Annotated in this window: 22 protein-coding genes; 9 read left to right on the plus strand and 13 right to left on the minus strand. The window is 69.0% G+C overall.

Annotated features, from left to right (window positions below; translation table 11 throughout):
• Positions 1-511: 511 nt before the first annotated feature.
• Positions 512-2,494, plus strand: coding sequence for an NAD(P)-binding protein (locus tag CHC08_RS30955; protein ID WP_245878665.1), 1,983 nt, complete (start codon positions 512-514; stop codon positions 2,492-2,494).
• Between the two features lie 146 nt (positions 2,495-2,640).
• On the opposite strand, the gene CHC08_RS30960 is transcribed toward CHC08_RS30955, so the two are convergent.
• A complete protein-coding gene (locus tag CHC08_RS30960; protein WP_089210917.1) occupies positions 2,641-3,669 on the minus strand; it encodes an acyltransferase family protein in 1,029 nt (342 codons plus the stop codon).
• A gap of 219 nt (positions 3,670-3,888) precedes the next feature.
• Positions 3,889-4,695 (minus strand): SDR family NAD(P)-dependent oxidoreductase, encoded by an 807-nt coding sequence (locus CHC08_RS30965; protein ID WP_089210959.1) that lies wholly within the window; start codon positions 4,693-4,695, stop codon positions 3,889-3,891.
• A gap of 162 nt (positions 4,696-4,857) precedes the next feature.
• Here CHC08_RS30965 and CHC08_RS30970 point away from each other — a divergent pair, with 162 nt between their 5' ends.
• The 4 genes from CHC08_RS30970 to CHC08_RS30985 all read left to right on the plus strand — a co-directional run bounded on the left by CHC08_RS30970 (position 4,858) and on the right by CHC08_RS30985 (position 8,716).
• Positions 4,858-7,341 (plus strand): nitrate- and nitrite sensing domain-containing protein, encoded by a 2,484-nt coding sequence (locus CHC08_RS30970; protein WP_179282309.1) that lies wholly within the window; start codon positions 4,858-4,860, stop codon positions 7,339-7,341.
• The gene (locus CHC08_RS30975; RefSeq protein ID WP_089210919.1) at positions 7,338-7,745 is read left to right on the plus strand and encodes a roadblock/LC7 domain-containing protein; all 408 of its coding nucleotides are present in this window, start codon (positions 7,338-7,340) and stop codon (positions 7,743-7,745) included. Before CHC08_RS30970 ends, CHC08_RS30975 begins: the two co-directional genes overlap by 4 nt.
• A 67-nt stretch (positions 7,746-7,812) precedes the next feature.
• Positions 7,813-8,160 (plus strand): DUF742 domain-containing protein, encoded by a 348-nt coding sequence (locus CHC08_RS30980; RefSeq protein ID WP_089210920.1) that lies wholly within the window; start codon positions 7,813-7,815, stop codon positions 8,158-8,160.
• Positions 8,141-8,716 (plus strand): GTP-binding protein, encoded by a 576-nt coding sequence (locus CHC08_RS30985; protein ID WP_089210921.1) that lies wholly within the window; start codon positions 8,141-8,143, stop codon positions 8,714-8,716. The genes CHC08_RS30980 and CHC08_RS30985 overlap by 20 nt, the downstream gene beginning before the upstream one ends.
• 211 nt (positions 8,717-8,927) lie before the next feature.
• On the opposite strand, the gene CHC08_RS30990 is transcribed toward CHC08_RS30985, so the two are convergent.
• The 6 genes from CHC08_RS30990 to xylA all read right to left on the minus strand — a co-directional run bounded on the left by CHC08_RS30990 (position 8,928) and on the right by xylA (position 15,669).
• The gene (locus CHC08_RS30990; RefSeq protein WP_089210922.1) at positions 8,928-9,299 is read right to left on the minus strand and encodes a DUF742 domain-containing protein; all 372 of its coding nucleotides are present in this window, start codon (positions 9,297-9,299) and stop codon (positions 8,928-8,930) included.
• On the minus strand, positions 9,296-9,685 hold the full coding sequence (locus CHC08_RS30995; protein ID WP_089210923.1) for a roadblock/LC7 domain-containing protein: 390 nt from the start codon (positions 9,683-9,685) through the stop codon (positions 9,296-9,298). Before CHC08_RS30995 ends, CHC08_RS30990 begins: the two co-directional genes overlap by 4 nt.
• Before the next feature lie 135 nt (positions 9,686-9,820).
• Entirely contained in the window at positions 9,821-12,001 is a 2,181-nt protein-coding gene (locus tag CHC08_RS31000; RefSeq protein ID WP_089210924.1) for a sensor histidine kinase, read from the minus strand.
• 282 nt (positions 12,002-12,283) lie between these two features.
• Positions 12,284-12,928 carry a DUF998 domain-containing protein gene (locus CHC08_RS31005; RefSeq protein WP_089210925.1) on the minus strand — a complete coding sequence of 215 codons (645 nt, stop codon included), beginning with the start codon at positions 12,926-12,928 and terminating at the stop codon, positions 12,284-12,286.
• A gap of 222 nt (positions 12,929-13,150) precedes the next feature.
• Entirely contained in the window at positions 13,151-14,521 is a 1,371-nt protein-coding gene (gene xylB, locus CHC08_RS31010) for a xylulokinase (RefSeq protein ID WP_089210926.1), read from the minus strand.
• Positions 14,518-15,669 (minus strand): xylose isomerase, encoded by a 1,152-nt coding sequence (xylA, locus tag CHC08_RS31015; RefSeq protein ID WP_089210927.1) that lies wholly within the window; start codon positions 15,667-15,669, stop codon positions 14,518-14,520. The genes xylB and xylA overlap by 4 nt, the downstream gene beginning before the upstream one ends.
• 79 nt (positions 15,670-15,748) lie before the next feature.
• On the opposite strand from xylA, the gene CHC08_RS31020 reads away from it, so the two are divergent.
• Positions 15,749-16,930 (plus strand): ROK family transcriptional regulator, encoded by a 1,182-nt coding sequence (locus tag CHC08_RS31020; protein ID WP_089210928.1) that lies wholly within the window; start codon positions 15,749-15,751, stop codon positions 16,928-16,930.
• On the opposite strand, the gene CHC08_RS31025 is transcribed toward CHC08_RS31020, so the two are convergent.
• Positions 16,899-17,120, minus strand: a complete 222-nt coding sequence (locus tag CHC08_RS31025; protein ID WP_089210929.1) for a hypothetical protein — start codon at positions 17,118-17,120, stop codon at positions 16,899-16,901. The genes CHC08_RS31020 and CHC08_RS31025 overlap by 32 nt on opposite strands.
• 362 nt (positions 17,121-17,482) lie before the next feature.
• A complete protein-coding gene (locus CHC08_RS31030; RefSeq protein ID WP_218825573.1) occupies positions 17,483-17,932 on the minus strand; it encodes a MarR family winged helix-turn-helix transcriptional regulator in 450 nt (149 codons plus the stop codon).
• A gap of 72 nt (positions 17,933-18,004) precedes the next feature.
• On the opposite strand from CHC08_RS31030, the gene CHC08_RS31035 reads away from it, so the two are divergent.
• From CHC08_RS31035 to CHC08_RS49870, 3 genes are all read left to right on the plus strand, one after another.
• The gene (locus tag CHC08_RS31035; RefSeq protein WP_089210930.1) at positions 18,005-18,514 is read left to right on the plus strand and encodes a VOC family protein; all 510 of its coding nucleotides are present in this window, start codon (positions 18,005-18,007) and stop codon (positions 18,512-18,514) included.
• A 109-nt stretch (positions 18,515-18,623) separates the two neighbouring features.
• Positions 18,624-18,782 (plus strand): hypothetical protein, encoded by a 159-nt coding sequence (locus CHC08_RS49865; protein ID WP_179282310.1) that lies wholly within the window; start codon positions 18,624-18,626, stop codon positions 18,780-18,782.
• 183 nt (positions 18,783-18,965) lie between these two features.
• The gene (locus CHC08_RS49870; protein ID WP_179282311.1) at positions 18,966-19,136 is read left to right on the plus strand and encodes a hypothetical protein; all 171 of its coding nucleotides are present in this window, start codon (positions 18,966-18,968) and stop codon (positions 19,134-19,136) included.
• Positions 19,137-19,274: 138 nt separating this feature from the next.
• Here the strand turns inward: CHC08_RS49870 and CHC08_RS31040 are convergent, their stop codons facing one another.
• The 3 genes from CHC08_RS31040 to CHC08_RS31050 all read right to left on the minus strand — a co-directional run bounded on the left by CHC08_RS31040 (position 19,275) and on the right by CHC08_RS31050 (position 24,897).
• Positions 19,275-20,252, minus strand: a complete 978-nt coding sequence (locus tag CHC08_RS31040; protein WP_245878666.1) for an asparaginase — start codon at positions 20,250-20,252, stop codon at positions 19,275-19,277.
• A 423-nt stretch (positions 20,253-20,675) separates the two neighbouring features.
• On the minus strand, positions 20,676-23,267 hold the full coding sequence (gene metE / locus CHC08_RS51795; protein ID WP_245878667.1) for a 5-methyltetrahydropteroyltriglutamate--homocysteine S-methyltransferase: 2,592 nt from the start codon (positions 23,265-23,267) through the stop codon (positions 20,676-20,678).
• A 712-nt stretch (positions 23,268-23,979) separates the two neighbouring features.
• Positions 23,980-24,897, minus strand: coding sequence for a WD40 repeat domain-containing protein (locus tag CHC08_RS31050; RefSeq protein ID WP_143653404.1), 918 nt, complete (start codon positions 24,895-24,897; stop codon positions 23,980-23,982).
• Positions 24,898-25,129 lie beyond the last annotated feature (232 nt).

Below are 25,129 nucleotides of genomic sequence, written 5' to 3' on the forward strand. Positions count from 1 at the left end.
TCGTGAAACACACCCGCAGACGCGGACGCTACTCCGATACGACCGACTTCACCACCCATTACGGCACGAAAATGACGCCGTCTAACCATCAATGCCAATCATCATGATTAACCTTCATATCGATAACGATCGGCCGAATGAGAACGTTCCAGTACGGATCACTCACATCAAGCGAGTTACCGTGCTTCTCTTCGGGCCCGCCACCGCACTCACCTCGGACCGTCGCACTCGCGCCGGACCTGATCACCGCGCTTGGCGACCCGGCCATCTCATCGAGACGGGCTCGATGAATGCCCTCCGTATTTCCCTGGAAGCCTCATCCAATATAATGCGCATAAATCGCTTATAAAACGAATCACCCCCTTCAGCCAATCGCCTGAATTTTCAACGATCAAGACATGACCATCATGTGGGGGATGTCGCCAATAACATTTCAACTGCGTGGGTAAAAAGTTCCCGCGCACGCAGCGCGGCGACCACCGACGATCATTCCAATCGTGAGGATCGCCCCATGACCGATCCTCACGAGATCAATCCCCGTAAGGCCGTGGAACTCGGCATGGACCGGCCCATCTCCCGCCGCGACTTCCTCGACGGCGTGGCCGCGGCCGCGATGCTCGCGACGATGGGCTCGGCGAGCGGACACGCCGGTGACGCGGCGACGGGATCCGGCGGCGTCACCGCGGAGGACCTGAAGATTCACCCCGGCACCTCGCGTCCATCGACCCTCACGGGGCTGCGGGGCGACACTCCGGCGGCGCTCGGCGTGCCCCACGCTCTGCGGGACCACCGGTTCTGGCCGTACGCGGGCACGCCGGAACCCACCGGCGAGCACTACGACCTGGTGGTGGTCGGCGCCGGGATCAGCGGCGTCAGCGCGGCGTACAAATGGCTGGAGCGCGACCCGCGGGCGCGGATCCTGATCCTGGACAACCACGACGACGTCGGCGGGCACGCCCAGAGCAACGAGTTCTCCCCGAAGGGCGGGAGAGGTCCGCTGATCGGGCACGGCGGATCGGCGTCGATCGAGGCTCCCTCGGTGTGGACGGCCGAGGGCAAGGAACTGCTCGGCAGGCTGGGCGTCCGGGTCCAGAGGTTCGAGAGGTATTTCGATCGGGCGCTGTACCCGAGCCTCGGGATGCACGGCGGCGTCTTCTGCGACCGGGAGAGCTTTCCCAAGGAGAAACTGGTCGTCCTCGCGCCGGGCAGGGCGGCCCCCGAGTGGATCGCCGAGCTGCCCGTCGCCGGGCGGGCCAGGAAGGACCTGCTCATGCTCTACGGGAATCCACCCGACTGGTTCCCCGGGCTGTCCGCCGAGGAGAAACAGGCGCGGCTGGCCAAGCTGACCTACGCGGGTTTCCTCAAGGACGTCTGCAAGGTCCACCCGGACGTCCTGCGCTACGTCGCGACCATGCCGAGCGACACCTGGGGCTACGGCTCCGACGCCTTCGGCGCGATCGACGCGTGGGGCAGCGCCGGCGACCACGACTATCCGGGCTTCCAGGGGCTCGGGCTCGACCGCTCCAGGCCGTCGAGGTACAACTCGCCAACCATGATCAAGAGGTGGGAGGCGGACGATCCGGACATCTACCACTTCCCCGGAGGCAACCAGGCACTCGTCCGGATGATGCTCGGCCGGATGATCCCCGGCTTCGCCACGGCCACCGGCATGGAGGAGATCACCACCGCGAGGTTCGACCACGGCAGGCTCGACCGGCCGGGCGGCAGGGTCCGTGTCCGTCTGTCCAGCCCGGTGGTCTCGGTCGCCAACGAGGGCGACCTCCGCACGGCCACCGGCGCCACGGTGGGCTACTTCGACGGGGACAGGGTCAGGACCGTCCGGGCCGGAAACGTGATCATGGCGTGCTGGAACAAGCTGATCCCCGATCTGGTCGACCGTCTCCCTCCCGAGCAGGAGTCGGCCCTGCGCGAGGCGGTCAAGGTGCCGATGCTCCACGCGACGGTCCAGATCCGCGACTGGCGGGCCTGGAAGGAGCTGGGCATCAACCGCGCGCGGTTCACCGGCGCCTACTGGTGCGTGGCCGAGCTCGACCGCCCGGTCAGCCTCGGGAGCTACGGATGCCCGAAAAACTCGAAAGAGCCGATCATCGTGCACATGACCGCCACGCCGGCCGTAGTAGGCATGTCGCCCGCCGAGGGCTCGATCCTCGGGCGGCGGAGACTGCTCGCGACGCCCTACAGCCACCTGGAGCACGGCATCCGCGACCAGCTCGACCGACTGCTCCACCCGGGGGGCTTCGACCCGAGGCGTGACATCGAGGCGATCACGGTCAACCGGTGGAGCTACGGCCGCGCACCCGAGTACGCCACCCCGTGGAACCTCGGCTTCTATCCCGACGGCCCCTTCCCCGCCGCCGTGGCGCGGCGGCGGATCGGGCGGATCGCCATCGCGAACTCCGACTCCGTACCGGCTCCCAGCGCCGACGCGGCGATCACCGCCGCCTACCGCGCGGTCCGGGAGCTCCAGGCCTGACCGCCAGGGATCATCCGGGAGGCCGGACCGGTCGACCTCATCAGGGGCCCCAGCCCCTGGAGTCTCGGACCTGACGCGCCAGGGATCATCCGGGAGCACCGGATCCGACCGCCAGGACCCATCGGGAGCCCCGGGTCCGGCCGGTCTCAGCCGGGGCGTCTCAGCCTGGTGAAGGCCCAGCTCATCTTGGGCTCGACCGCCCAGTGGGCCACTCGCCGTACCGGCTCCGTGCACAGCACCACGGCGAGCCCCACCCCGAAGAGCGTCACGATCAGCACTCCCGGCAGGGTGGCGGCCCAGTCGCCGTAGAACCGCTCGACGGTCTTCGCCACCAGGCCGTGGAGCAGGTAGGCGTACATCGTCGACATGCCGAGCCCGGAGTACCAGGTGCGCCGGGACGGCGTGACCGCCAGGAAGGCGGCGACCAGCAGCGCCCCCGCGGCCAGCATGCCCAGCCGGATCAGGCTGCCGGTGAGGTCGTCCACCCCGATCGCGTCGTTGGCGTTCCTCCAGCGGATCCACTCGGTCTTCACGTGGGTGTGCAGGGCGAACGCCGCGACCGCCCCGATGACGAGGACGACCGCTCCCGCGATCCGGACCCATCGCTGCTTGAGCCACTCGAAGTGCTCCGGCCGGAGCATGAGCCCGAGCACGTAGAAGGGGAGCAGCCCGAGTGTGCGGTTCATCGACAGCTCGTCGGGCAGCCTGCTCATCCCCGACAGCAGCGACAGCCCGACCGCGACCGCCAGCGGCCACCTGAGCTGCTGCCAGACCGGCGTGGACAGCCGCCACAGGAACAGCGACATCAGGAACCAGGTCAGGAAGTACGGGTCGAGCAGGCTGATGTCCAGCTTCCCGTACAGGATCAGACGGGGCAGCGAGTAGATCAGCTCGAAGATCACGTACGGCACGGCGAGCGTGCTGATCAGCTTGCGCGCCTTACCCGACCCGAAGGTGAAATTTCGCGACAAATAGCCGCTGAGCACGATGAACAGCGGCATGTGGAACAGATAGACGTAGAAGTACGCAGCGTGCGCGATCGGCACGTCCCGTAGGTTCTCGATCAGGTGCCCGCAGACGACAAGGATGATCGCCAGAAACTTGGCGTTGTCGAAAAACGGGTCCCTGTCGGCGGCAGGCGGGAAAACCGCCCGAAGCGGGGTTGCGACACTCACAGCCCCCGGACGGTAACGATCCCCGCCCAACATCCGGCGAACGCCCGATGACACCCCGGGGAACTTCCCCGTCGCCCACCTGACGGCTGCGGCACCGGCATCCCAGAGGACACCGGCGTCCCGGAGCGCGCCTCACGGTCTGCGCGACGGCCGCGGCGCCGAGGGGTCCCGGAGGACTTCCCCGCAACCCGGCATCGCGGCACCGGCGTCCCAGAGGGCCTACCCGACGATCGCGGCGCTGGCGTCCCAGAGGGCGCGCGCCAGGTCGGGGTCCCTCATCCCCTTGGGCACCGCGGCCGGGGCCTTCTTGGCGAAGTAGCGGCCCGGATGGGCGGCGCCGTCCGGGTGGGTGGCGAGGTGGACCATGGTGCTCGCACCCTCGTCCACGCTCTGCCCCATGCCGGGGATGTTCATCACCATCCACATCACGAACGTCCCCGGGGCGAACTCCGTCTTGATCACACCCGGATGGAAACAAGTGGCGGTCACGCCCGTCCCGGCGAGCCGCCGGGCCAGCTCCACCGTGAACAGCGCTCCGGCCTGCTTGGAGTCGCCGTACTGCAGCCAGCCGCTCCACCGCCGCCGGTCCCGGTTCAGGTCGGCCGGATCCAGGCGCCCGCTCTTGCCCGCCCGGGACGTAGTGGTGATCACCCTGCCCTTCACCCGCTCCAGCAGCAGATTTGTCAGCAGGAAGGGGGCGAGGTGGTTCACCTGGATCATCAGTTCGTGGCCGTCGCGCGTGAGCTTCCGCTCGGTGGTCATGACGCCCGCGTTGTTGACCAGATTGTCGATCCGCTCGTAGCGGGAGAGCAGCTCCGCGCCGAGCTTCCTTACGTCTTCCAGAGAGGTGTAGTCGCAGGTCAACGTATCCGGAATCGTACCGGTAACCGCTTTCACCCGATCTGTCACGCGAGCCAGCTTGCCGGGGTTCCGGCCGACCAGAACAATATGTTGCCCGCGCTTGGCGAGTTCCACCGCAGCGGCCTCGCCGATTCCGGCACTAGCCCCTGTAATCACACTAATCATCAGATCCTCCACTGCGCAGAAACCTTATTCGGTGCTAGTCTCCTGTGCGATCTTCCGGAGGCGTATTTATCCCTAAAACGGCGCAAGCCTCCACACGCTCAGAGGTTGGGACGAGTGGACATGGGCTCTGGAAACCGGTCGATTCGGTTTAAGATCTTCCTGTTGCTGCTCTTACCTCTGTTGTCGCTGAGCGCCCTGTGGGGCTTCGTCCTCAACCTGACGGTCGGCGACGGGGCGGCACTGCTGCGAGCGAACACCCTTTACCAAGGGGTCGGCCTCACCTCCACTGAGCTGGGACTTCAACTTCAGGCCGAGCGGATGCAATCCTCGGTCGTGATCAGCACCCGGGTGCGCACCAGCGAGGTCGACGGGCAGCGCGCCCGCACCGATCAGGCCGCCGACGCGTTCAAGAAGGCCGAGGCCGGGTTCACCTCCGGCACCCCCGAACTCCACGCGTCGCTGGACGGGCTGATCCGCCAGCTCGACCGGCTCAAGGGCATCCGCGACGGCATCGACGACGGCCAGCACTCACGGCTGAGCGTGCTGTCGAACTACAACCAGATCCTGGACTCGGTCTTCATCCTGTACGACCAGATGGCCGCGGTCCCCGACCATTCGATCTTCCAGCAGGCCACGGCCATGCAGTCGATGGGCAGCGGCCGCGAGATGATCGCCAGGGAGAACGCGCTGATCAGCGGAGCGCTGGTCGACTACCGGCTGTCGGACGAGGAGCGCAACGCCTTCGGCGAGTACGTCGCCAACCGGCGCTACCTGTACGCGCACGGCCTGTCCTCCCTGGACTCCACGCTGAGCAAGCCGTACCGCGACACCTTCAACTCCACGGCCTTCGAGAAGTTCACCACCCTGGAGAAGGCCATCGTCTCGGGCACCGGCAACCGGCTGTCTCCCGAGGCGGCGGACTGGAAGGCGACCTCGGACGGGGTCTCGTCCTGGCTGGACCAGATCGGCCTCGCCTCCTCCAAGGCGCTGGCCGACCGAGCCCAGTCGGTGGCCACCGGCATCATGATCCGGATCGTCATCGCCGGCGGCGTCGGCCTGATCGCGGTGGTCGCCTCGATCATCCTCTCGATCCGCTTCGGCCGCCGGCTGGCTAACGAGCTGGCGGGGCTCCGATCGGCCGCGCTGGACCTGGCGGACGTACGGCTCCCGCACGTCGTGGAGCGGCTCCGGCGCGGCGAGGAGGTCGACGTGCGGGCCGAGGCGCCGCCGATCGAGACCGGCGGCTCGAACAGCTCGCCCGAGGTCCACGACGTGGCCCAGGCGTTCGGCTCGGTGCAGCGCACCGCCGTCGAGGCCGCCGTCGGCCAGGCGAACCTGCGGCGCGGCGTCAGCCAGGTCTTCGTGAACCTGGCCCGGCGCAACCAGAGCCTGCTCCAGCGCCAGCTCACCCTGCTGGACAGCATGCAGCGCAGGGCGGCCGACCCCGACAGTCTTGAAGACCTGTTCCGGCTGGACCACCTGACCACCCGCATGCGGCGGCACGCGGAGGGCCTGATCATCCTGTCCGGCGCGGCGCCCGGCCGATCCTGGCGCAGGCCGGTGCCGGTGATCGACATCCTGCGGGCCGCGATCGCCGAGGTCGAGGACTACACCCGGGTCAACGTGCTGCCGCTGCCCGAGCTCTCGCTCGACGGGGCCGCCGTCGCCGACATCACCCACCTGGTGGCCGAGCTCATCGAGAACGCCACGATCTACTCGCCGCCGCAGACCACGGTGACCGTACGCGGCGACGTGGTGGCCAACGGGTTCGCCGTCGAGGTCGAGGACCGCGGCCTGGGCCTGACCGGCATGGAGTACGCGGCGATCAACGAGCGGCTGGCCAGCCCGCCGGAGTTCGACCTGGCCGACAGCGCCCGCCTCGGCCTGTTCGTGGTGGGCCAGCTCGCCTCCCGGCACGGTGTCCAGGTCATCCTGCGCGGCTCGCCGTTCGGCGGCACCACGGCCATCGTCCTCATCCCCCGCGCGGTGCTCACCGAGCGTCCCTCGCCGCTGGCCCTCACCGCCGAGCGGGTGCCCTTCTCCGCCGAACACGACGCCGACCGGCCGGGACAGCTCTTCGAATCCACGCCTCCGGGCGCCCTGGAGCCCGGCCCCTCCGGCAAGGGCCTGCCCCGCAGGACGAGGACGGTCTCCGCCGCTCAGCCCGCCGCGGGCCCTGCTCTCAGCGTGGTGTCCGACCTGCCCGCCGACCGCCCGTTCGCCGTCGGGGTGAACTCCGCGCCGGACGGCGAGGCACGCCAGGAGGCGGGCGGTGAGGCACACCGCGAACCGGCTCCCGAGACGGCCGGTGAGACCTACCGCGCACCGGATCCCGAGCCGGCTCACGGAACGCACCGCGAGCCGGATCCCGAGCCGGTCCGTGAGACGGCGCGCCAGGCGTCCTTCCACACCACCACCGGACCGGGCAGCCTGCCCCGCCGGGTACGGCAGGCGAACCTGGCTCCACAGCTCCGCCAGGAGTCCGAGCCGCCCGCCGTACCGGAGCCCGAGCCCGTCGAGGAGCGCTCGCCGGAGAAGGTTCGCGCGCTGTTCTCCGCCTTCCAGGCAGGATCACAGCGAGGGCGCGAGGAGCAGGAAAATGACTTCGCACACCACATGACGACAGGCGACAAGGGGGACGAATGACCGGAAAGCTGACTAACACCGGCGAGCTGAACTGGCTCCTCGACGACCTGACCAGCAGAGTGGGCGCGGTGCGCCAGGCAGTGATCCTGTCCACCGACGGGCTCGCTGTCGGCTTCTCCAAAGGTCTCAGCCGCGAGGACGCCGAACACCTGTCCGCGGTTGCCGCCGGGTTCCAGAGCCTGGCGCGCGGAGCCGGGCGCCACTTCGGCGGCGGCGAGGTGCGCCAGACCATCGTGGAGATGGAATCGGCGTTCCTCTTCGTCACCGCCGCGGGGCGAGGAACCTGTCTGGCGGTGCTGAGCAGTTCCGACGCCGACGTCGGCCACATCGCCTACGAGATGGCGATGCTGGTCAAACGCGTCGGCCAGCACATCTCCACCCATCCGCGCCAAGGTCTCTCGTGAATGAGAGCGCCGGCCACCGCGGCCTCCATCGGCCGTTCGATCCCCGAGCCACGGGCGGGAGGACCGGATGACCCAGTGGATGGACGAGGAAGCCGGACCGGTCGTTCGCCCCTATGCCCTCATCGGAGGCCGCACCCGGTCATCCGGTGACACGCTGGACCTGATCGCGATGGTCACCTCGACCGGCGCCATCTCGTCCGATGGGTTCGTGCCCGGACCGGAGCAGGAACGCATCCTCGCCATGGTCACCACCGCGACCTCGGTCGCCGACGTCGCCTCGGACCTCAACCTGCCGCTCGGCGTGGTCCGCGTCCTTCTGGGCGATCTGCAGGACCACAAGCTCATCTCGATCGGGCGCGCCTCTGCGAGCGAGCGCATTCTCAAGGAAGTGATCAATGGACTTCGGGCCCTCTGACGAACCCGTCGCGCTCAAGATTCTCATCGCGGGCGGCTTTGGGGTGGGCAAAACCACGCTCGTCGGCGCCATCAGTGAGATCCGGCCGCTCCGCACGGAGGAGGTGCTCTCCGACCGCGGCATCGGCATCGACGACGTCGACGGTGTGGAAGGCAAGACCACCACCACGGTCGCCATGGACTTCGGTCGCATCACGATCAGGGAAGGCCTGGTCGTCTACCTGTTCGGCACCCCGGGACAGGAACGATTCTGGTTCATGTGGGACGAGCTGTCCTACGGTGCGCTGGGCGCGGTCGTGCTGGCCGACACCCGTCGACTGACCGACTGTTTCCCCTCCATCGACTACTTCGAACAGCGCGGCACGCCGTTCATCGTCGCGGTCAACTGCTTCGACGGTGCCGATCGGCACGAAGCCGACGACGTGCGGATCGCCCTGGATCTGGACGCGGACGTGCCGGTGCTGCTGTGTGACGTACGGCGCCGCGTCTCGGCCAAGACCGTGCTGGTGGCGCTCGTGGAGCACTCCCTGAAGGTGCTGACGGCCAGCCAGAGCTGAGCGGATCGGTAGCCCGCGACCCTTCGTCGCGAGACTACCGGTCTGCCATGCTCTCTTCCCGGACGCACGGGCACGCCTCCCGGACGCATGACCATGCTCCCCAGACGCACGGCCAGGTCCTCGTCGCAGACACGCGGCCAGGCCGTCTGAGCGCTTCCTGTCCCGCGGAAGCGCTCAGACGCCCTTGAAGGGCAGCGGTCACGAGTCGTGGTCACAGTGCCCGGAGGCCGCGGATCACTTCTCTGAGAAGGCTCTCAGGGGGCACCCCGGCCGTCGGAAGCGGCGACCGCACCAGGATGAGACCCTGATCCAGCAGATCTCCCAGCAACACCTTGATCACTCCCAGCGGCAGGCCGGCCTCGGAGGCGATCTCCACCACCGGCCGTGCCCGTCTCACCAGTCTCAGCAGCCGCCGGTGCTCGGAGCCCAGCCGCGAGTTCGAGGGGATCGCCGACCCCGTCGCCACCGCCATCGACAGCAGATCGAACGCGGTGGACGACGCCTTCGTCCGTCCACCGGTCAGCGCGTAGGGGCGGACGACGGGTCCCGCCTCATCATCGATCCACTCGACGTCGTCTTTCATTGGCCTGCCATCCGAGGACCGGTGGCCAGGTGCTGACCGACGCGGGTGACCAGACGTGCCATCTCGTAGGCGATCAGGCCCACGTCCGCGGCGCCGGTGGTCATGACCGACAGACAGCTTCCCTGGCCCGCCGAGGTGACGAAGAGGAACGCGGAGTCCATCTCCACCATCGTCTGGCGTACGGCCCCTCCGCCGAACTGCAGGCTGGTCCCCTTGGCGAGGCTCTGGAATCCGGAGGCCACCGCCGAGAGGTGATCGGCGTCCTCCTTGCTCAGCCCTCGGGACGAGGCCATCATCAGCCCGTCGTTGGACAGGATCAGCGCATGCGAGACGTCCGCCACACTCGTGACGAAGTCATCCAGAAGCCAATACAGCTCACCGGGCACGTGGTTAAACCCCTTCCCCTCTGATGATCTCGTTCGTTTCCTGCCCTCGCCGGCTCCGTGAAGCCGGTCCCGCGAGGCGTTTCCGGCTGTGTTCCCGGCTGTGTCTCTGCCTGCGGTCCCGCCCACGGTCCCGGCTCACCGCTTCTCGCCTTCGGTCTCGTCGTCCTCGGCGCGTCCGCGCCGCCATCCCGACTGGAGCGAGCTCAGCACCGCCCTGGCCTCCTCAGGTGATCGTTCCTTGGCCTCGATCTCGGGCATCGCCGACCGGGGCTCCTGCCCCAGCCGCGCCGACATGTTCGCCTGGCGTACCCGGCGGGGCAGCCCGCCGTTTCCGCGCCGCATCGGCCTCCACAGGTCCGCGGAGATCGTCTCCGCGGATTCCCCGGGCGCCGTGCGCTCGGACAGCAGCGACAGCACCGGCTCGGGCTCCATCGGCTCCGGCTCTCCCAGGAGCTCCTCCGGGATCAGGACGACCACCCCGGTCCCGCCGTACGGCGAGGCCCGAAGCTTCACGTCGGCCCCGTACCGCGCGGCCAGCAGCCCGACCACCGCGAAGCCCAGGCGGTCGGTCTCGGCCGGGTCGAACTCCGGTGGACTGGCCAGGCGCTCGTTGATCGCGGCGAGTTTCTCCGGGGACAGACCCAGTCCCCTGTCCTCGATCTCGATCGCGAAGCCCCGGCCCACGAGCTCGCCCTGGACCGACACCTGGCTCCCGGGCGGGGAGAAGACCGTGGCGTTCTCGATGATCTCGGCGAACAGGTGCATCATGTCCGCCACCGCGTTGCCGACCAGGGTGATTCCGTCCATCGAGTAGATCCGCACCCGGGCGTAGTTCTCGACCTGGGCGGCGGCGCCGCGCAGCACGTCCTCCATCGGCACCGAGGAGCGCCACCTGCGTCCCGCGGCTCCACCGGACAGGATCACCAGGCCCTCGGCGTGGCGGCGCATGCGGGTGGTGAGGTGGTCGAGCCGGAACAGGTTCTCCAGCGCCTCGGGGTTCTCCGCCTGCTTCTGCATTCCGTCGAGCAGCTTGAGCTGGCGCTGCAGCAGGGACTGGCTCCGCCGGGCGAGGTTGCGAAAGGCCTGGCCGACGCCCTCGCGTAGCCTGGCCTGCTCCACGGCGGCGTCCACGGCGCGGTGCTGGACGCTGTCGAAGGCGGCGGCGACGTCGAGAACCTCGGCCGTGCTGCCCAGCGGCTCCAGCGGGGGCGCCTCGGCCTCCACGTCCACTTTCTCGCCCCTGCGCAGCTTCTCCATGACCCGCGGCAGCCGTACCTCCGCGAGATCGATGGCGGACCGCCGCAGACCGGCGAGCTCCCGGGTGAGCCCGCTGCCCACCCGGTAGGAGACCATCAGCGACGCGATGACCGCGACGAGCCCGAGGGCGCCGGCGACCCCGGCCCTGACGAAGACTCCGGTGACCGTGGGGGCCGCCCGGCCGGTGAGCGCCTGGTCCGTCGACGTCAGGGACCTCTCGTAGGAGGCCTCCAGCTCGTCGCCGGTGCTCCGCCAGTCGGTGGCCGATACGACGCCGCCGGACAGCAGGCGGTTCTCCAGGCCGGCGAACCGGGCGTACAGCGCCGAGGCCGTCAGCTCGGCGAAGGGAACGCGCAGGTCCGCCTCCAGCTCGGGCAGCGCCTGGTCCATGAGGAAGGACCGGTTCGTGGCGAGCTGGGTGAACAGGCGCATCTCCTCCGACGGCAGCGGCTTTTTGAGTGCCAGCGCCCCGGCGGCGAGCGCCCGCTCGCGGTTGAGGAGGTCCTTGGCCTGGCTGATCATCGTGACGGTGCGCGACTGGTGGTAGAGCGTCAGGTCGTTGTTCAGGCTCATGCTGTTGACGAGCAGGTTCATCGCGTCGGGCACCAGGGCGAACTCCGCGGAGAGTCCGGTGAGTCCGATCCGGCCGTTGTCCACCTTGGAGCGGATCTCGTCGAGCCCGTTCACCTGGTTCACCAGCTCGCCGAAGCGGCGCTTCATCTCCGCGGTCATGGCCGACTGCGCGGAGGCGCCGCCCGCCTCCTGCTGGAAACGGGCACGGGCCTGGTCGGTGACCGTGCGCTGCCCGGCGAGGGTGTCGCGGTCGGCGTCCGAGCGGCTGGCCAGATATTCGGCCGACAGGAGGTGCTCGCGCTGGACGGACCTGCTCAGGTCACCGCCGGGCTTGCCGACGGAGTCGTACAGCGTGCCGATGGTCAGCAGCTTCATGGAGTCGCCGACGGTCACCGTCGCCGCGAAGCCCCAGAGCGCGACCAGCGAGGTCAGGGGGATGGCCAGCAGCACCGAGACCTTGAACCGGATGGACTTTCTCGATGCCATGTCACCTCAACGGTTCGGTCTCGGAGCGCCGGGAGGGGGGTCCCCGGGCGATCTCCAGATCGCCGACGAGGATAGCACCGAACGCTCGACCCATTTGTAGCCTATTTGTGACATGAGGGGAAATGGCAATGAGAAGTGATTTATCAGCCCAGAGCGGCGCGTGAGGTGCAGGCGGCATCGCGTGTGAGGCTTAACCCAGAGCGCGTGTGAGGGGTGGGTAGCACCGCGCGTGAGGCTTAACCCAGAGCGCGTGTGAGGTGCGGGCGGCACCGCGCGTACGGCTCAGCCCAGAGCGGCGCGTGAGGCGCGGGCGGCGCTGCGCACCCAGGTCAGCCGCGCCAGCCGTACGGCCAGCACGCCGACCAACGCGATCTCGGTTCCGAGCAGAACCCGCTCGACCAGACCGATCAGCACCCCGTCCCCCGGAAGCGCCACGTAGGTGATCGCCAGCAGACCGAACCCGCCGGCCAGCGCCAGCCACTCCACCGGCCTGGCCACCGCCCGCCACCGCTCGTCCTCGCTGAACCGCGCCACCATCAGCGCGCCCGCCGCGGGCATGGCGACAAACGCGGCGATGGACACGTAGCGGTGCAGCTGAGCGCTCAGATCCGCGAACGGCCCGGAGGTCACGGCGGGCACGATCGCGAGGACGAGCAGCGCCGCGCTCCACACCAGCATCAGCCGCTCCGCCGCCACCCCCACCGGCGCCTTGACCGCCCGAAGTCCCGCGACCAGCGCGAAGGACGCGATCCCCAGGGACGCCATCGCGAACTGGGTGACTCCCCCGCCGCTCAGCGCGGCGTACTCGCTGATCGTCAGATTGAGCGGGTCCGGATACGGAACCGGGTCGATCAGACCGATGGCCGTCGTGGCCACCGCGGCCGTCGCGATTCCGGCGCAGGCGATCAGGGGGTAAATCTTCAGCATGGTCCAAGAGTGTCCGCCGGACACCCTTGCGGGCATCCGGCGGCACCCCTGATCCAACCCTGAGCCGTCCCTGAGACACGGCCACGCCCTTCGGGGGAGTGGCTCGCGTCCTCGGGCGGCCCCGTGTCCCTCAACCGGCGGCTGTATCCCCCGGTGTCCGCTTCACCATCTGCTTCGGCATCCGTCTCAACGTCCGCTTCACCATCTACTTCGGCATCCGTCTCAACGGCTGTCGCAGGCCTCGGCGTAACGGGACCTGACCTCCGGTGTGGCGTCGGCCTCGAAGTGCTCCGTGCCACCCGCCTCCCAGACCGGGGGCTCGTCGCCGCCGCGAAGGAGCCAGGCGGCCTGGCGGGCCGCCCCGTCCGCGACGTACTCCCCCGGTTCCGGGACGACCACGGGCCGCCCGAAAACCGCGGGTGCGATCCGCCGTACGGCCTCCGACCTGGCCCCGCCCCCGATGAGCAGCACCCTGGCCGGGTCGAGCCCGAGCGCGTCGAACGCGTCGGCCAGATGGCAGAGCAGGCCCTCCACCGCGGCCCTCGCCAGGTGCGCGGGGGTCGAGGTCTTCAGGGTCAGCCCGTGCAGCGACCCGGTCGCGTCGGGGAGGTTCGGAGTCCGCTCGCCCTCCAGGTAGGGCACGTAGACGAGCCCCCCGGATCCGGCGGGAGCCTCCAGTGCCAGCTCGTCGAACCGGTCGAGGCCGACCCCGAGCATCCCGGCGGTGGCTCCGAGCACCCTGGCCGCGTTGAGCGTGGCCACCAGCGGCAGGAAGCGCCCCGTGGCGTCGGCGAACCCGGCCACGGCACCGCTCGGATCGGCGCTCGGGCTCTCCGCGACCGCGAACGCCGTCCCCGAGGTCCCGATCGACACCACCACGTCCCCGGGTTCGGCGCCGACCCCGAGGGCCGCCGCCATGTTGTCCCCGGTTCCCGGCGCGAGCCGTACCGACCCCTGACCGGAGCGGAGTTCCCCCGCCGCGTCGTGGGGGCCCAGGACGCGGGGCAGTCCGGGGACCGCGCCGAAGGCCGCCTGGAGGAGGTCGGTCCGGTAGGCCCCGGTCGCGGGCGACCAGTATCCGGTCCCGGACGCGTCGCCCCTGTCGGTGACGAACTCCCCGCCCAGCCTCCAGGTGAGCCAGTCGTGCGGCAGGCACACCCTCGCCGTACGGCGGGCGGAGTCGGGCTCGTGCTCCGCCAGCCAGCGGAGCTTGGTCACGGTGAACGACGCGACCGGCACGCTGCCGACCGCCTCGGCCCACTTGACCGGACCGCCCAGCTCGTCGACCAGGTCGCGGGCTGCCCCGGCAGAGCGGGTGTCGTTCCAGAGCAGCGCGTCCCTGACGACGGCCCCGGACTCGTCCAGGCAGACCATGCCGTGCTGCTGGGCGCCGACGCTCATGGCCGCGACGTCGTCCAGGCCGCCCGCCTGCGCGATCGCCTCCTGGAGCGCCGTCCACCAGGCCTCGGGATCGACCTCGGTGCCGTCCGGGTGCGCCGCGCGCCCCTGCCTCACCAGGGCGCCCGTCTCGGCGTCCCTGATCACCACCTTGCAGCTCTGGGTCGACGAGTCGACCCCGGCCACGAGGGTCATCCGCGGACCCCGAGGAGGTGCTCGACGGCGAGCTGGTTCAGGCGGGTGAAGTGGAAGCCGCGCTCGGCGACCTTGTCGAGGTCGAACTCGTCGCGGTTCAGGTCCGCGAGCGTCTCCCCGGGGGCCAGCGTGGGCTCGGCCAGCTCTGCGACCTTGCTCGCGGCGAGTGCCTCGACGACCTCGGGGTCCGCGCGGAACGCCTTCACCTTCTCCTTCAGGATCAGGTAGGTGCGCATGTTGGCGGCGGCGGAGACCCAGACGTCCTCGGCGTCCTCGGTGCGCAGCGGCTTGTAGTCGAAGTGCCTGGGGCCGTCGTAGCCGCCGTTCTCCAGCAGGTCCACCACGAAGAACGCGTCCTTCACGTCGCCGTGGCCGAAGATCAGGTCCTGGTCGTACTTGGGACCGTGCTGACCGTTCAGGTCGATGTGGAAGAGCTTGCCGTGCCAGAGCGCCTGCGCGATGCCGTGCGCGAAGTTGAGACCCGCCATCTGCTCGTGGCCGGTCTCGGGGTTGAGGCCGACGCGGTCGGAGTGCTCGAGCTCGTTGATGAAGGCGAGCGCGTGACCGATGGTCGGGAGCAGGATGTCACCGCGCGGCTCGTTCGGCTTGGGCTCGATGGCGAACCGGATGTCGTAGCCCTGCTCGATCACGTAGGAGGTCAGCAGGTCCATGCTCTCCTTGTAACGGCTGAGCGCGGCCCGGATGTCCTTGGCGGCACCGGACTCGGAGCCCTCACGGCCGCCCCAGCAGACGTAGGTCTTCGCGCCGAGCTCGGCGGCCAGGTCGACGTTGCGGATGACCTTGCGCAGCGCGTAGCGGCGGACCTCGCGGTCGTTGCTGGTGAACGCGCCGTCCTTGAAGATCGGGTGGGTGAACAGGTTGGTGGTGACCATCGGGACCTTCATCCCGGTATCGGCCAGCGCCTTCTTGAAGTTCGCGATCGCCTTGTCCCGGTCCGGCTCGACGGCCAGCAGGTCGTCGTCGTGGAAGGTGACGCCGTACGCGCCGAGCTCGGAGAGCTTGTGGACACTCTCCACCGGGTCCAGGGGCGCCCGCGAGGCGTCTCCGAAGGGGTCACGGGCCTGCCATCCGACGGTCCACAGCCCAAAGGTGAAGCGATCTTCGGGCTTAGGGGTGTAGGCGCTCATCTGTTGTTCCTCCGATTTAATCCACTTTATGGACTTAATATGGATTGAGGTGATGGGATCGTCAAGGGGTGGGTGTTTCATGACGCAGGCCGTACGCCACGATTCGATGCGCGCCCGCAACCTCGGAGTGGTCCTCGGCGAGGTTCGCAGGAGCGGTCCGATCACGCGCGCGGCCCTGGCGGAGATCACCGGGCTGACCAAGACCACGGTGTCGAAGATGGTCGGCGACCTGATCGACGCGGGCATGGTCACCGAATCGGGCGCGCTCAGGGACGGCGAGCGGGGACGGCCGGGAACGGCGGTCACCCTCAGCGGGGAGCGGGTCGCGGCCCTCGGCCTGGAAATCAACGTCGACTACCTGTCGGCGTGCGTCGTCGACCTCACCCTCTCGGTGCGGCTCCGATATACACAGGCTGTGGACAACCGGACGGCCTCGCCTGTGGAAACTCTGGCCCACCTGCAGAAACTATTCCACAAGGCTGTGGATGAAGCACGCTCGGAGGGTCTCTCCATCGCCGGATCCACCCTCGCGGTGCCCGGCCCTGTGGACGGAGGACGCCTCCACAGCGCCCCGAACCTCGGCTGGCACGACGTGCGCGTCGGCGAGTTGCTGAACTTTCCCGCGGCTGTGGACAACGAGGCCAATCTCGCCGCCCTCGGCGAGCTCTGGTTCGGCTCCGGCCCTGGGGACTTCCTCCACGTATCGGGGGAGATAGGAATCGGCGCCGGTCTGGTGGTCGGTGGCGCGCTGTTCCGCGGCGCACGCGGGCTCGCCGGAGAGCTGGGACACGTGATCGTCTCCCCCGAGGGCCCGAGCTGCCGCTGCGGCGGCCGGGGCTGCCTGGAGCAGTACGCGGGCCAGGAGGCCCTCCTGCGAGCCGCGGGCCTGGGGGGAGGGCCGGCGGGCATTCCCGAACTGCTGGAGCGCCTTCACGCGGGCGAGACCCGCGCACTGGAGGCGTGCGCATGCGCCGGGCAGGCGCTCGGCATCGCCCTCACCTCGGCGATCCACCTGACGGATCCGGGGACGATCGTGCTGGGCGGCATCTTCGCCCCGCTGTTCCCCTGGATCCGCGACCCGGTCCACGAGACGATGACCGCCCGGCTGGCCATGATGCGCCACGCCGTCCCCGAGCTGACCGTCTCCCGGCTCGGCGGCGACGCCGCGACCCTGGGCGCCGCCGGCCAGGTCATCCACCGGGTCATCGCCGACCCGTGGACCCACGTCGTTACAGGCCGGACGGGTCCCGGCCCACGCTGATCTCCTCGGCGATCCGCCGGATCCCCTGCTCGTCCAGGCCCGGCACACTGACCAGCCTCCGGCGGAGCACCGCCGCCACCTCGAACACGCTCGCCCCGGCGTATCCCATCGCGACCTCGTGGACGATCCCGAAGAGCACGCGGTTCGCCTCGTGCTCGACGTTCGTCCGGATCAGAGAAGCCTCCGTCATGCCCGCATCCCCCTGTTTTCATCGAACGACCGGATCAACGCTACGACCCGCGACCGACAGTCTCGGGGAGGCCCGCTCGGGGAACCACCCGGAAACCGGCAGGGAGCTCCGGACCCCCTCCCGGAAGTGCTCGTGAAACTCGGCCCGGGCCTGTTCGGAGACGCCTGGGGACCGCTGATATTCGTTCGGAGATGCTTGGAGACGGCTGAGGCCCGTTCTCGTTCGGCGACCGCCGAGACTCATTCGAAGATGCCTGGAGACGGCTGAGGCCCGTTCGTTCGGCGACCGCCGAGACTTGCTCGGAACCGCTTGGGGGACCCGCTGAGACTCGTGCGGAGAGTCGCTCAGGGGCGCTCGGTCGCTCAGGAGTCCGCTTTCCCGAGCACCGCCTCGCAGATCTCGGCGAGTTGGCGGACCTGCTCGGGGGTGAGCCGGTCGAAAAAGCTCTGCCGTACGGCCTCGGTGTGACCCGGTGCCGCCGCGGCGAGCACCGCGAACCCCTCATCGGTCAGGAAAGCCCAGCTCACACGCCTGTCCGTCGCGCACGGACGGCGCTGCACCCAGCCACGCTCCTCCAGCCGCGCCACCGCGTGCGAGAGCCGGCTCTGCGAGGAGTTGAGCTCCATCGCCAGCTCGCTCATCCGCAGCATGCGGTCGGGCGCCTCCGACAGCTTCATCAGCACCACGTAGTAGGTGTGCGGCATGCCGGAGTCTCTCTGCAGCTGCCGGTCCAGCTCCTCGTTGACCAGCTGCGAGGTCGCCATGAACGCACGCCAGGTGCGCTGCTCGTCATCGTCCAGCCATCGCGTCACGCCCCCATCTTACTTGAACTCTCAATAAAATGAAGGTAATCTACTTGAGAGTTCAAGCTTCCAGGAGGAATCATGCCGGTTCAGCGGCTCAACCACGCGGTCCTGTACGTGCGCGACGTCGAGCGCAGCGTCGCCTTTTACCGGGAGGCCCTCGGTTTCAAGGTCGTCATGGGCTTTCAGGGCGCGGCGTTCCTGCAGGCCTCCGGCTCCAACAACGACCACGATCTCGGCCTGTTCGAGGTCGGCGCCCAGGCCGGTGCCTCCGGAGCGGGGCGCACCAACGTCGGGCTCTACCACCTAGCCTGGGAGGTCGACACCCTGGACGAGCTGGAGCGGATCTCCCTCAAGCTCGGCGAGATGAACGCCCTGGTCGGCGCCTCGGACCACTCCACCACCAAGGCCCTGTACGCCAAGGACCCCGACGGCCTGGAGTTCGAGGTGTCCTGGCTGGTCCCGGCCGACCTGCTCACCGACGACGTGCTCAACGCGCGCGCCGGCGTCAAGCCCCTCGACATCGCCAAGGAGAAGGGGCGGTACGGCGCGCAGACCCGCGGTGGCCTGGGCATCTCGATTCCCGCCTGAAGCACCGGAGGAACATTTTCCCCCGCGCGAACGCTGAGGACATCACGGAGAAAAGTCTCCGGACAGCGCGATGGAGTGCAATCCGGAGAAAAGGTCACTGGGAGGCGCCATGGAGCAGGTAGAGCCGAAGAAGTGGCAGAGCCTTCCCGAGCGGGTCACCTTCGACCAGATGACGACCTCCCAGCCCGCCCCGGACGACCCGGACGCCGGCTGGGCTACGACGCCGGGCCTGAATACCTTCACCCCCTGCTACGACCTCATGCTCTGACCGTCTCCCGGCTCATCGGGCGGGTGGGGGCGTGCGCCGATCGTCGGCCGGCGACTTTGGTGTGAGATGTCCAGCAACAGGACAAGCCCGAAGAACGTACGCTGAAGAAAGCGGGACATACCCCAAGGGAAAGGCCGTGGGACACACGCTGCGGAACCCTTGAGTCAGGAAAAGGTGGAATCTGTGGACCAGCCTATGGACCAGGAAAAGCCCAAGAAGTGGCAGCAGCTTCCCGAGCGGATCACCTTTGACCAGATGACGAGCGCCCAGCCCTCAGCGGACGTTCCCAACCCCGAGATGGGCCGTCCCACCGAACTCGACGCCGCGATCCGCATGACGGCCTACGGAGCATGACTTCTTCCACGGTCCGCCTGGTTCCGGCCCGGCGGATGCGGAGGTCCCCAGCGGCACCGTGACAACGATCGCCATGAGCGCCCGGCGATCGACACGGTCCTGCGGCCTCTCCCCGTGGCCGGGCGGGGACAGGCGTCGTCATAGCCTGCCGAACCAGTCGCGGACGGCTTCCACCCCACCCGTCCCGAGGGCGACCATCAGCGCGCTGCGCGCCTTCGAGGGCGCCAGGCCCCGGGCTCCGATCGCCCCCAGCTTGCCGGCGAGGCCCGCGATGAGGTGCAGGTCTTCGAGCGGCGTCCCGCGCGTACGGCTCCGGGACGCGATGACCACCGGGATGCCCCACTCCGACAGCTCACCGATCGTCGCGAAGAGGTCGACCGGTACGTTGCCCAGGCCGGTGCCCTCCAGGACGATGCCCCGGGCACCGGCGTCCACGACCGCGGTGAGCAGCGCGGAGTCCATCCCCGGATAGGTCTTGATCAACGCGACGTCCGACTCGGGCTCCCCCGCGACCAGGGGAGGCCGGGCCGGCGGCGCGGCCAGCGTCTCGACCCGTCCGCCGATCACGTGTCCCAGCACGGGGAAGGGCGCCGAGGAGAACCCCGTCACACTCGCGGCGTCGACCAGGGTGACCCAGCGGGCCGCGTGCACCTCGTCGTTGACGCAGACGACGGCGCCGGCACCGTGCAGCGCGCGATCGGCGGCGGCCACGATGGACGAGGCCAGGTTCCGCGGGCCGTCGCTGGACAGTTCGCCCAGGGATCGCATGGCACCGGTCAGCACGATCGTGCCCTGCTCCGCGGCCCGGCCCGCGAGAAGGTCCACGAGGAATGCACAGTCCTCCAGCGTGTCGGTGCCGTGGGTGATCACGACACCGTCGAATCCCCGCTCAAGGATGGCCGAGCGGGCCCTGCGGGCCAGCCCCAGCATGGTCGCGGGTGACATGTCCCAGCTGGGCTCCGCCATCACGTCCTCCACCTCCACCACCACGTCCGCGGGGAGCGTGCCGGAGGCGATGGTCGCCAGGAGCTCGGTCCCGGACGCGACGCCCGGATGGCCGGGGCGGTACGAGTGGGCGATGGTGTCACCGGTCGCCAGCAGCAGCACACGCTTCACCACATTGATCCCTTCGACGGACCGTCACGAGTTCGACCCACGGGCAGCCCGTCGTCCGGCGAACGCCACGGCCCCGAGCCGGGGCACCGGCCGCCGTGACGCCACGGTCGATCAGCTCCGGCGACGGGCGCTCGTCACCGACGTGGGCGTGCTCGAAGGCAGTCGTCTCCATTTATAACCCATACATACCCCCACTAGGGTTACCTTGCGGAGACCGCGCATATCCGGCCCTGACGGCGGAAGCGCCCGAACCACCGCGGGCGGGGCGATCGCCCGCGAAGCCGTGAGGCCTTCCACGATCGAGGGCCATCGGGAGCCGGGAACGCCGGGAACGCTGAGATGCCCGGGACTCGGGGGCACCGGGGCGGAGCTCGGTCAGCGCTCTCGACGTATCACCCTCTCCAAACAGGAGAAGCGACTATTTCAAGGGGTCGTGAGCACGGCGGTTTTGCGAAGACGGCGCGCGGCCGTGACCACGTTGGCGAGCGCCGCCTCGACCTCGCCATAGGTGCGGGTCTTCAGGCCACAGTCGGGGTTGACCCAGACCCGATCGGCGGGCAACGCCCGCAACGCCGTCCTCAGCAGCTCCTCGACCTCCTCGGCGGCGGGCACGCGCGGCGAGTGGATGTCGTACACCCCCGGGCCGAGCCCCCGGCCGAAGTCACCCACGGCCGGCTCGCCGAGGATCCGCGCGTGCGACCGGGCCGACTCGATACTCGTCACGTCGGCGTCGAGGGCGTCGATCGCGGCCAGGATCTGGTCCGCGTCCGAATAACACAGGTGCGTATGGATCTGGGTACGGTCGCCGGCGCCGGACGTGGCCCGCCGGTAGGCGTCCACGGCCCATTCGAGGTAGGCGTCCTGCGACTCGCGGCGCAGCGGCATCAGCTCGCGCAGGGCGGGCTCGTCGACCTGGATGATGGAGATACCCGCGGCTTCCAGGTCCTGCACCTCGGCACGAATGGCATCGGCGACCTGGAACGTGACGTCGCGCAGCGGCAGGTCATCGCGGACGAACGACCACGCGACGATGGTGACCGGCCCGGTCAGCATTCCCTTGACCGGCATGCCGGTCAGCGACTGCGCGTATCGGGCCCAGCGCACGGTGATCGGTGCCGGTCTCCGGACGTCGCCGTGGAGGATCGGCGGCCGCGTGCAGCGGGAACCGTATGACTGCACCCATCCGTGGCGGGTGACCGCGAAGCCGTCGAGATGCTCGGCGAAGTACTGCACCATGTCGTTGCGCTCCGGCTCGCCGTGGACGAGCACGTCCAGCCCGAGCCGCTCCTGCAGGGCGATGACCCGCTCGATCTCGGCCCGGACCCGGTGCTCGTACTGGGCCTCGTCCAGCTCTCCCGTGACCGTCGCCGCGCGGGCCGCCCGCAGCTCGGCGGTCTGCGGGAACGAGCCGATCGTGGTGACCGGGAGCAGCGGCAGCCGCAGGTGCTCGGCCTGCGCCGCCGCCCGCACCGCGTACGGACTCCGGCCCTCCCGCGCCGCCCCCGCCTCAACCGGCGCCGCGAGCACCGGCGTCCCTTCCCCCGGCGCCGGCTTCGGCGGCCCCGCGGCCGGCATCACCGACGCCGACGACCCCTCGACCGGTGCCGTCGCCGTCACCGTTGCCGTTGCCGTTGCCGTTGCCGGCGATCCTCCGACCGGCAGCGCGGGCGTCGGCCGCACCGAAGGTGCCGCTCCGCCGCGCGGGGTCGAGGCCAGCAGGCCGGCCAGCTCGACCACCTCGGCCACCTTCTGCTCCGCGAAGGCCAGCCGCCGCCTCAGCGCCGGATCGAGATCCGTTTCGAGATCCGCGTCGTACGGAACGTGCAGGAGCGAGCAGGAGGTGCTCACGACCACGTTGTCCACCCGGTCGCGTACGGCGAGCAGCGTGGCGAGCGCCCGCTCGGTATCGGTACGCCAGACGTCACGCCCGGAGATCACGCCCGCCACGACGATCTTCCCGGCGAGGACATCCAACGTGGAGAAGTCGCCGCTCCCGCCGTCCACAGACCCGCCATCCACAGATCCGCCGTTCGCAGGACCGCCGTTCGCAGGACCGCCGTCCACAGATCCGCCGTTCGCAGGACCGCCATCCACAGATCCGCCGTTCGCAGGACCGCCATCCACAGATCCGCCGTTCGCAGGACCGCCGTCCACAGATCCGCCGTTCGCAGGACCGCCGTATGCCAGGGCACCGTGCACCAGGTCCACCCCGATCGCCTCGACCGGTGTGCCCGCGAGGATCGGCAGTGCGTCGCCGAGGTCGCCGAAGTACGAGGCGACGAACAGCGACGGCCGCTCGGTCAGGGAGCCGAGCCGCTCGTAGGCGGTCCGGACGGCGGCGAGTTCCGCGTCCGTGCGGTCGGCCACGAGTGCGGGCTCGTCCAGCTGTACCCAGTCGACGCCTTCGGCGGCGAGCGCCCCGAGCAACTCCTCGTACACGCCGAGCACGTCGGCCAGCCGGTCCAGCGGCACGAATCCCGCCGGGCTTCCGGGCGCCGCCTGCGACAGCAGGAGGAACGTCACCGGGCCGACGAGGACGGGTCGCGTCTCGAAGCCCAGCTCACGCGCCTGCCGTACCTCCGCGAGGGGTTTGTCACCGGTGAGCGCGAAGACGGTGTCTGCGCCGATCTCCGGAACGATGTAGTGGTAGTTCGTGTCGAACCACTTGGTCATGCGCAGCGGCGCGATCCCCTCGGCACCGCGCGCCATCGCGAAGTAGGTGTCCTCCACCGACCTTCCGCGATATCGCTGGGGCACCGCGCCGAGCAGCATCGCCGTGTCGAGCACCTGGTCGTAGTACGAGAAGGTGTTGGACGGCGACGCGCCCAGGCCAAGCGCGTCGAGCCGCCGCCAGCTCTCCTCCCGCAGCCCGGATCCCACGCCGTGCAGATCCTCGCGAGTGGAGCGACCGTCCCAGTAGGACTCCAGCGCTCGCTTCAGCTCACGGCGGGGACCGATCCTCGGATACCCGAGGACCGTGGAGGTGGGAAATGACGATGTATGTACGGCGGTCACGCTGACTCCATGCACTGAGGCGGATCGGACGGCAGAATCCTGCCCGTCGCGCGCCGCTCAGGCTCTATCCATTGATGCTGCTTATGGATGGCTCCGGCATGCGTCATCAGCGGGGAAGACCTCGGTGGGGCGTGAATCCTGGTCGCTGCGAGAACCCGACCGCTTCACCGCGAGACCAACAGTTCGCCTCGCTTATCCATTGATCATCAGCTTCTTCGCAGCAAAAATCGCCCGCCACGGAGCTCCGGCCCGAATTCGGGCTCTTCGCAGGGCGGATGGACCGAGCTGCCCGTCGAGGAGAAGAGGCAGCCGACGGTCTCGCTGAAACCGGCCGGGATTCTCTCCCGTCGGTAGAACGATGACCACTACCAACTGAGCAGAGCGAAAACCCGAAACCCGATCATTGGCCGTACCCTGGCGAGCAGAGTGCGTCGGCCACCGATTAATTGGGGTGTTCATGCTTGGGTACAGTTTCGAGCGGATCGTACTCCTGCTGTTACTCGGTGTCCTTTTCCTGGGCGTCGTATATCTCGTGGCGAGCGTGCTGATCCATCGCTACTCGGGCGACCGGTGGCCAAGAGGATGATCGCGAAGGCCCGCCGCCTCCGCGTCCTGACCGCTCCGCCTGGTTTTTGCACGTTCACCATCGCCCGAAGTCGTCGCCCGCATTCACGTCGGCAAGGCCGCATGACCGGTCCGATCGGGTGCCGCTTCACCAAGCGGCCTGGGGAGAGCCGCCTTTTTTCTGGTGCTCGCCCACCAGGATCGGAAGACCGGTGACCCGGCCACTGACGAGATCGAGCTGGAACGACCGCCACCCCTCGACGTAGAGCAGGTGCCGTCCCGTTCCGTCGAGGCTGAAGACAACCGTGAGAGACGCGGTTGCGGGCCTGTCCAACTGAGCGAGGACCTGCGGCGGTTCTTCCCCGGTAATCGAAATCCGTTCGATGGCCGATCTGACCGCGTAGACCAGGGTTTTGCCGTCAGGCGCGTAGGCCACCGACCCAAGGGGCCAGAAACCCTCCACCGCCTTGACCAACCGGGTGGCGCCGAACAATTCCGGACCCGGCCGGCGGACGTCGAGGATCCGCAGGCCGCCTCTGCTTGACGCCAGCGCCAGGTCGTGCCCGTTCGGCGCCCAGGCCAGGCTCAACACCATGCCGGGCTGACTCGTGCTCCACTCTCGACGGTGACCGGTCGACAGGTCGACCACGGACACGTTCACTCCGCCACCGATGACGGTGGCGGAGAGTGCGAGTCTGGTGCCATCGGGGCTCAACGCCATGACATACCCGGGGCTGAGCCCGTCCGTGTCGAATCCCGGAATGAGCGCCGGCTCACCGGGGCGGCCCTTCTCGTCGAGGTGGATTCGAAAAAACCGGATGGGTGAGTCCGGCCCGGTCCATCCGGACAGTACAAAAGTACGGTTGTCGGGTGCCGCCGCGAGCACCTGCCACGACGACTTCACACCGGGTGGCAGCGGAATGTCGAACAGGAACTTCCCTGTTTTTGCATCTTGCACGCTGGGGCGGACCGGTGTAAAGGTCGCCGTTTTTGAGTTCGCCGGAATGAACCGCGCTATCGGCGTCCTGGCAATCACGATGAAGCGTGGTGGACCGGTGGCCGGCAACGGCGAACCGGTCGCCTCGGGCGTCTGAAGCAGCGGGCCGATTGCCCTGGGCGTCTGAGCAGGCGGAACGGTTACCCCAAGAAGTGGCACGGGTATCCCCGGCGTCCGAATCGGTGGGGCGGTGATTCCAGGCGCCTGAACGGGTGGGGTGACGGCCCCGGCCTGAGCGGGCGGGAGAGTGGTCCCCGGCGTCTGAGCGGCAGGTGGGACGGCCGGCAGACTGGGCGCCGTC

The organism is Streptosporangium subroseum (assembly GCF_900188345.1).
Classification (GTDB): Bacteria; Actinomycetota; Actinomycetes; order Streptosporangiales; family Streptosporangiaceae; genus Streptosporangium; species Streptosporangium subroseum.

Coding starts and splice junctions, on each gene's coding strand:
- CHC08_RS30955 (WP_245878665.1), top strand. CDS start 512: ATGACCGATCCTCACGAGATCAATCCCCGTAAGGCCGTGGAACTCGGC.
- CHC08_RS30965 (WP_089210959.1), bottom strand. CDS start 4,695: ATGATTAGTGTGATTACAGGGGCTAGTGCCGGAATCGGCGAGGCCGCT.
- CHC08_RS30975 (WP_089210919.1), top strand. CDS start 7,338: ATGACCGGAAAGCTGACTAACACCGGCGAGCTGAACTGGCTCCTCGAC.
- CHC08_RS30980 (WP_089210920.1), top strand. CDS start 7,813: ATGACCCAGTGGATGGACGAGGAAGCCGGACCGGTCGTTCGCCCCTAT.
- CHC08_RS30985 (WP_089210921.1), top strand. CDS start 8,141: ATGGACTTCGGGCCCTCTGACGAACCCGTCGCGCTCAAGATTCTCATC.
- CHC08_RS30990 (WP_089210922.1), bottom strand. CDS start 9,299: ATGAAAGACGACGTCGAGTGGATCGATGATGAGGCGGGACCCGTCGTC.
- CHC08_RS31000 (WP_089210924.1), bottom strand. CDS start 12,001: ATGGCATCGAGAAAGTCCATCCGGTTCAAGGTCTCGGTGCTGCTGGCC.
- CHC08_RS31005 (WP_089210925.1), bottom strand. CDS start 12,928: ATGCTGAAGATTTACCCCCTGATCGCCTGCGCCGGAATCGCGACGGCC.
- xylB (WP_089210926.1), bottom strand. CDS start 14,521: ATGACCCTCGTGGCCGGGGTCGACTCGTCGACCCAGAGCTGCAAGGTG.
- xylA (WP_089210927.1), bottom strand. CDS start 15,669: ATGAGCGCCTACACCCCTAAGCCCGAAGATCGCTTCACCTTTGGGCTG.
- CHC08_RS31020 (WP_089210928.1), top strand. CDS start 15,749: ATGACGCAGGCCGTACGCCACGATTCGATGCGCGCCCGCAACCTCGGA.
- CHC08_RS31025 (WP_089210929.1), bottom strand. CDS start 17,120: ATGACGGAGGCTTCTCTGATCCGGACGAACGTCGAGCACGAGGCGAAC.
- CHC08_RS31035 (WP_089210930.1), top strand. CDS start 18,005: ATGCCGGTTCAGCGGCTCAACCACGCGGTCCTGTACGTGCGCGACGTC.
- CHC08_RS49865 (WP_179282310.1), top strand. CDS start 18,624: ATGGAGCAGGTAGAGCCGAAGAAGTGGCAGAGCCTTCCCGAGCGGGTC.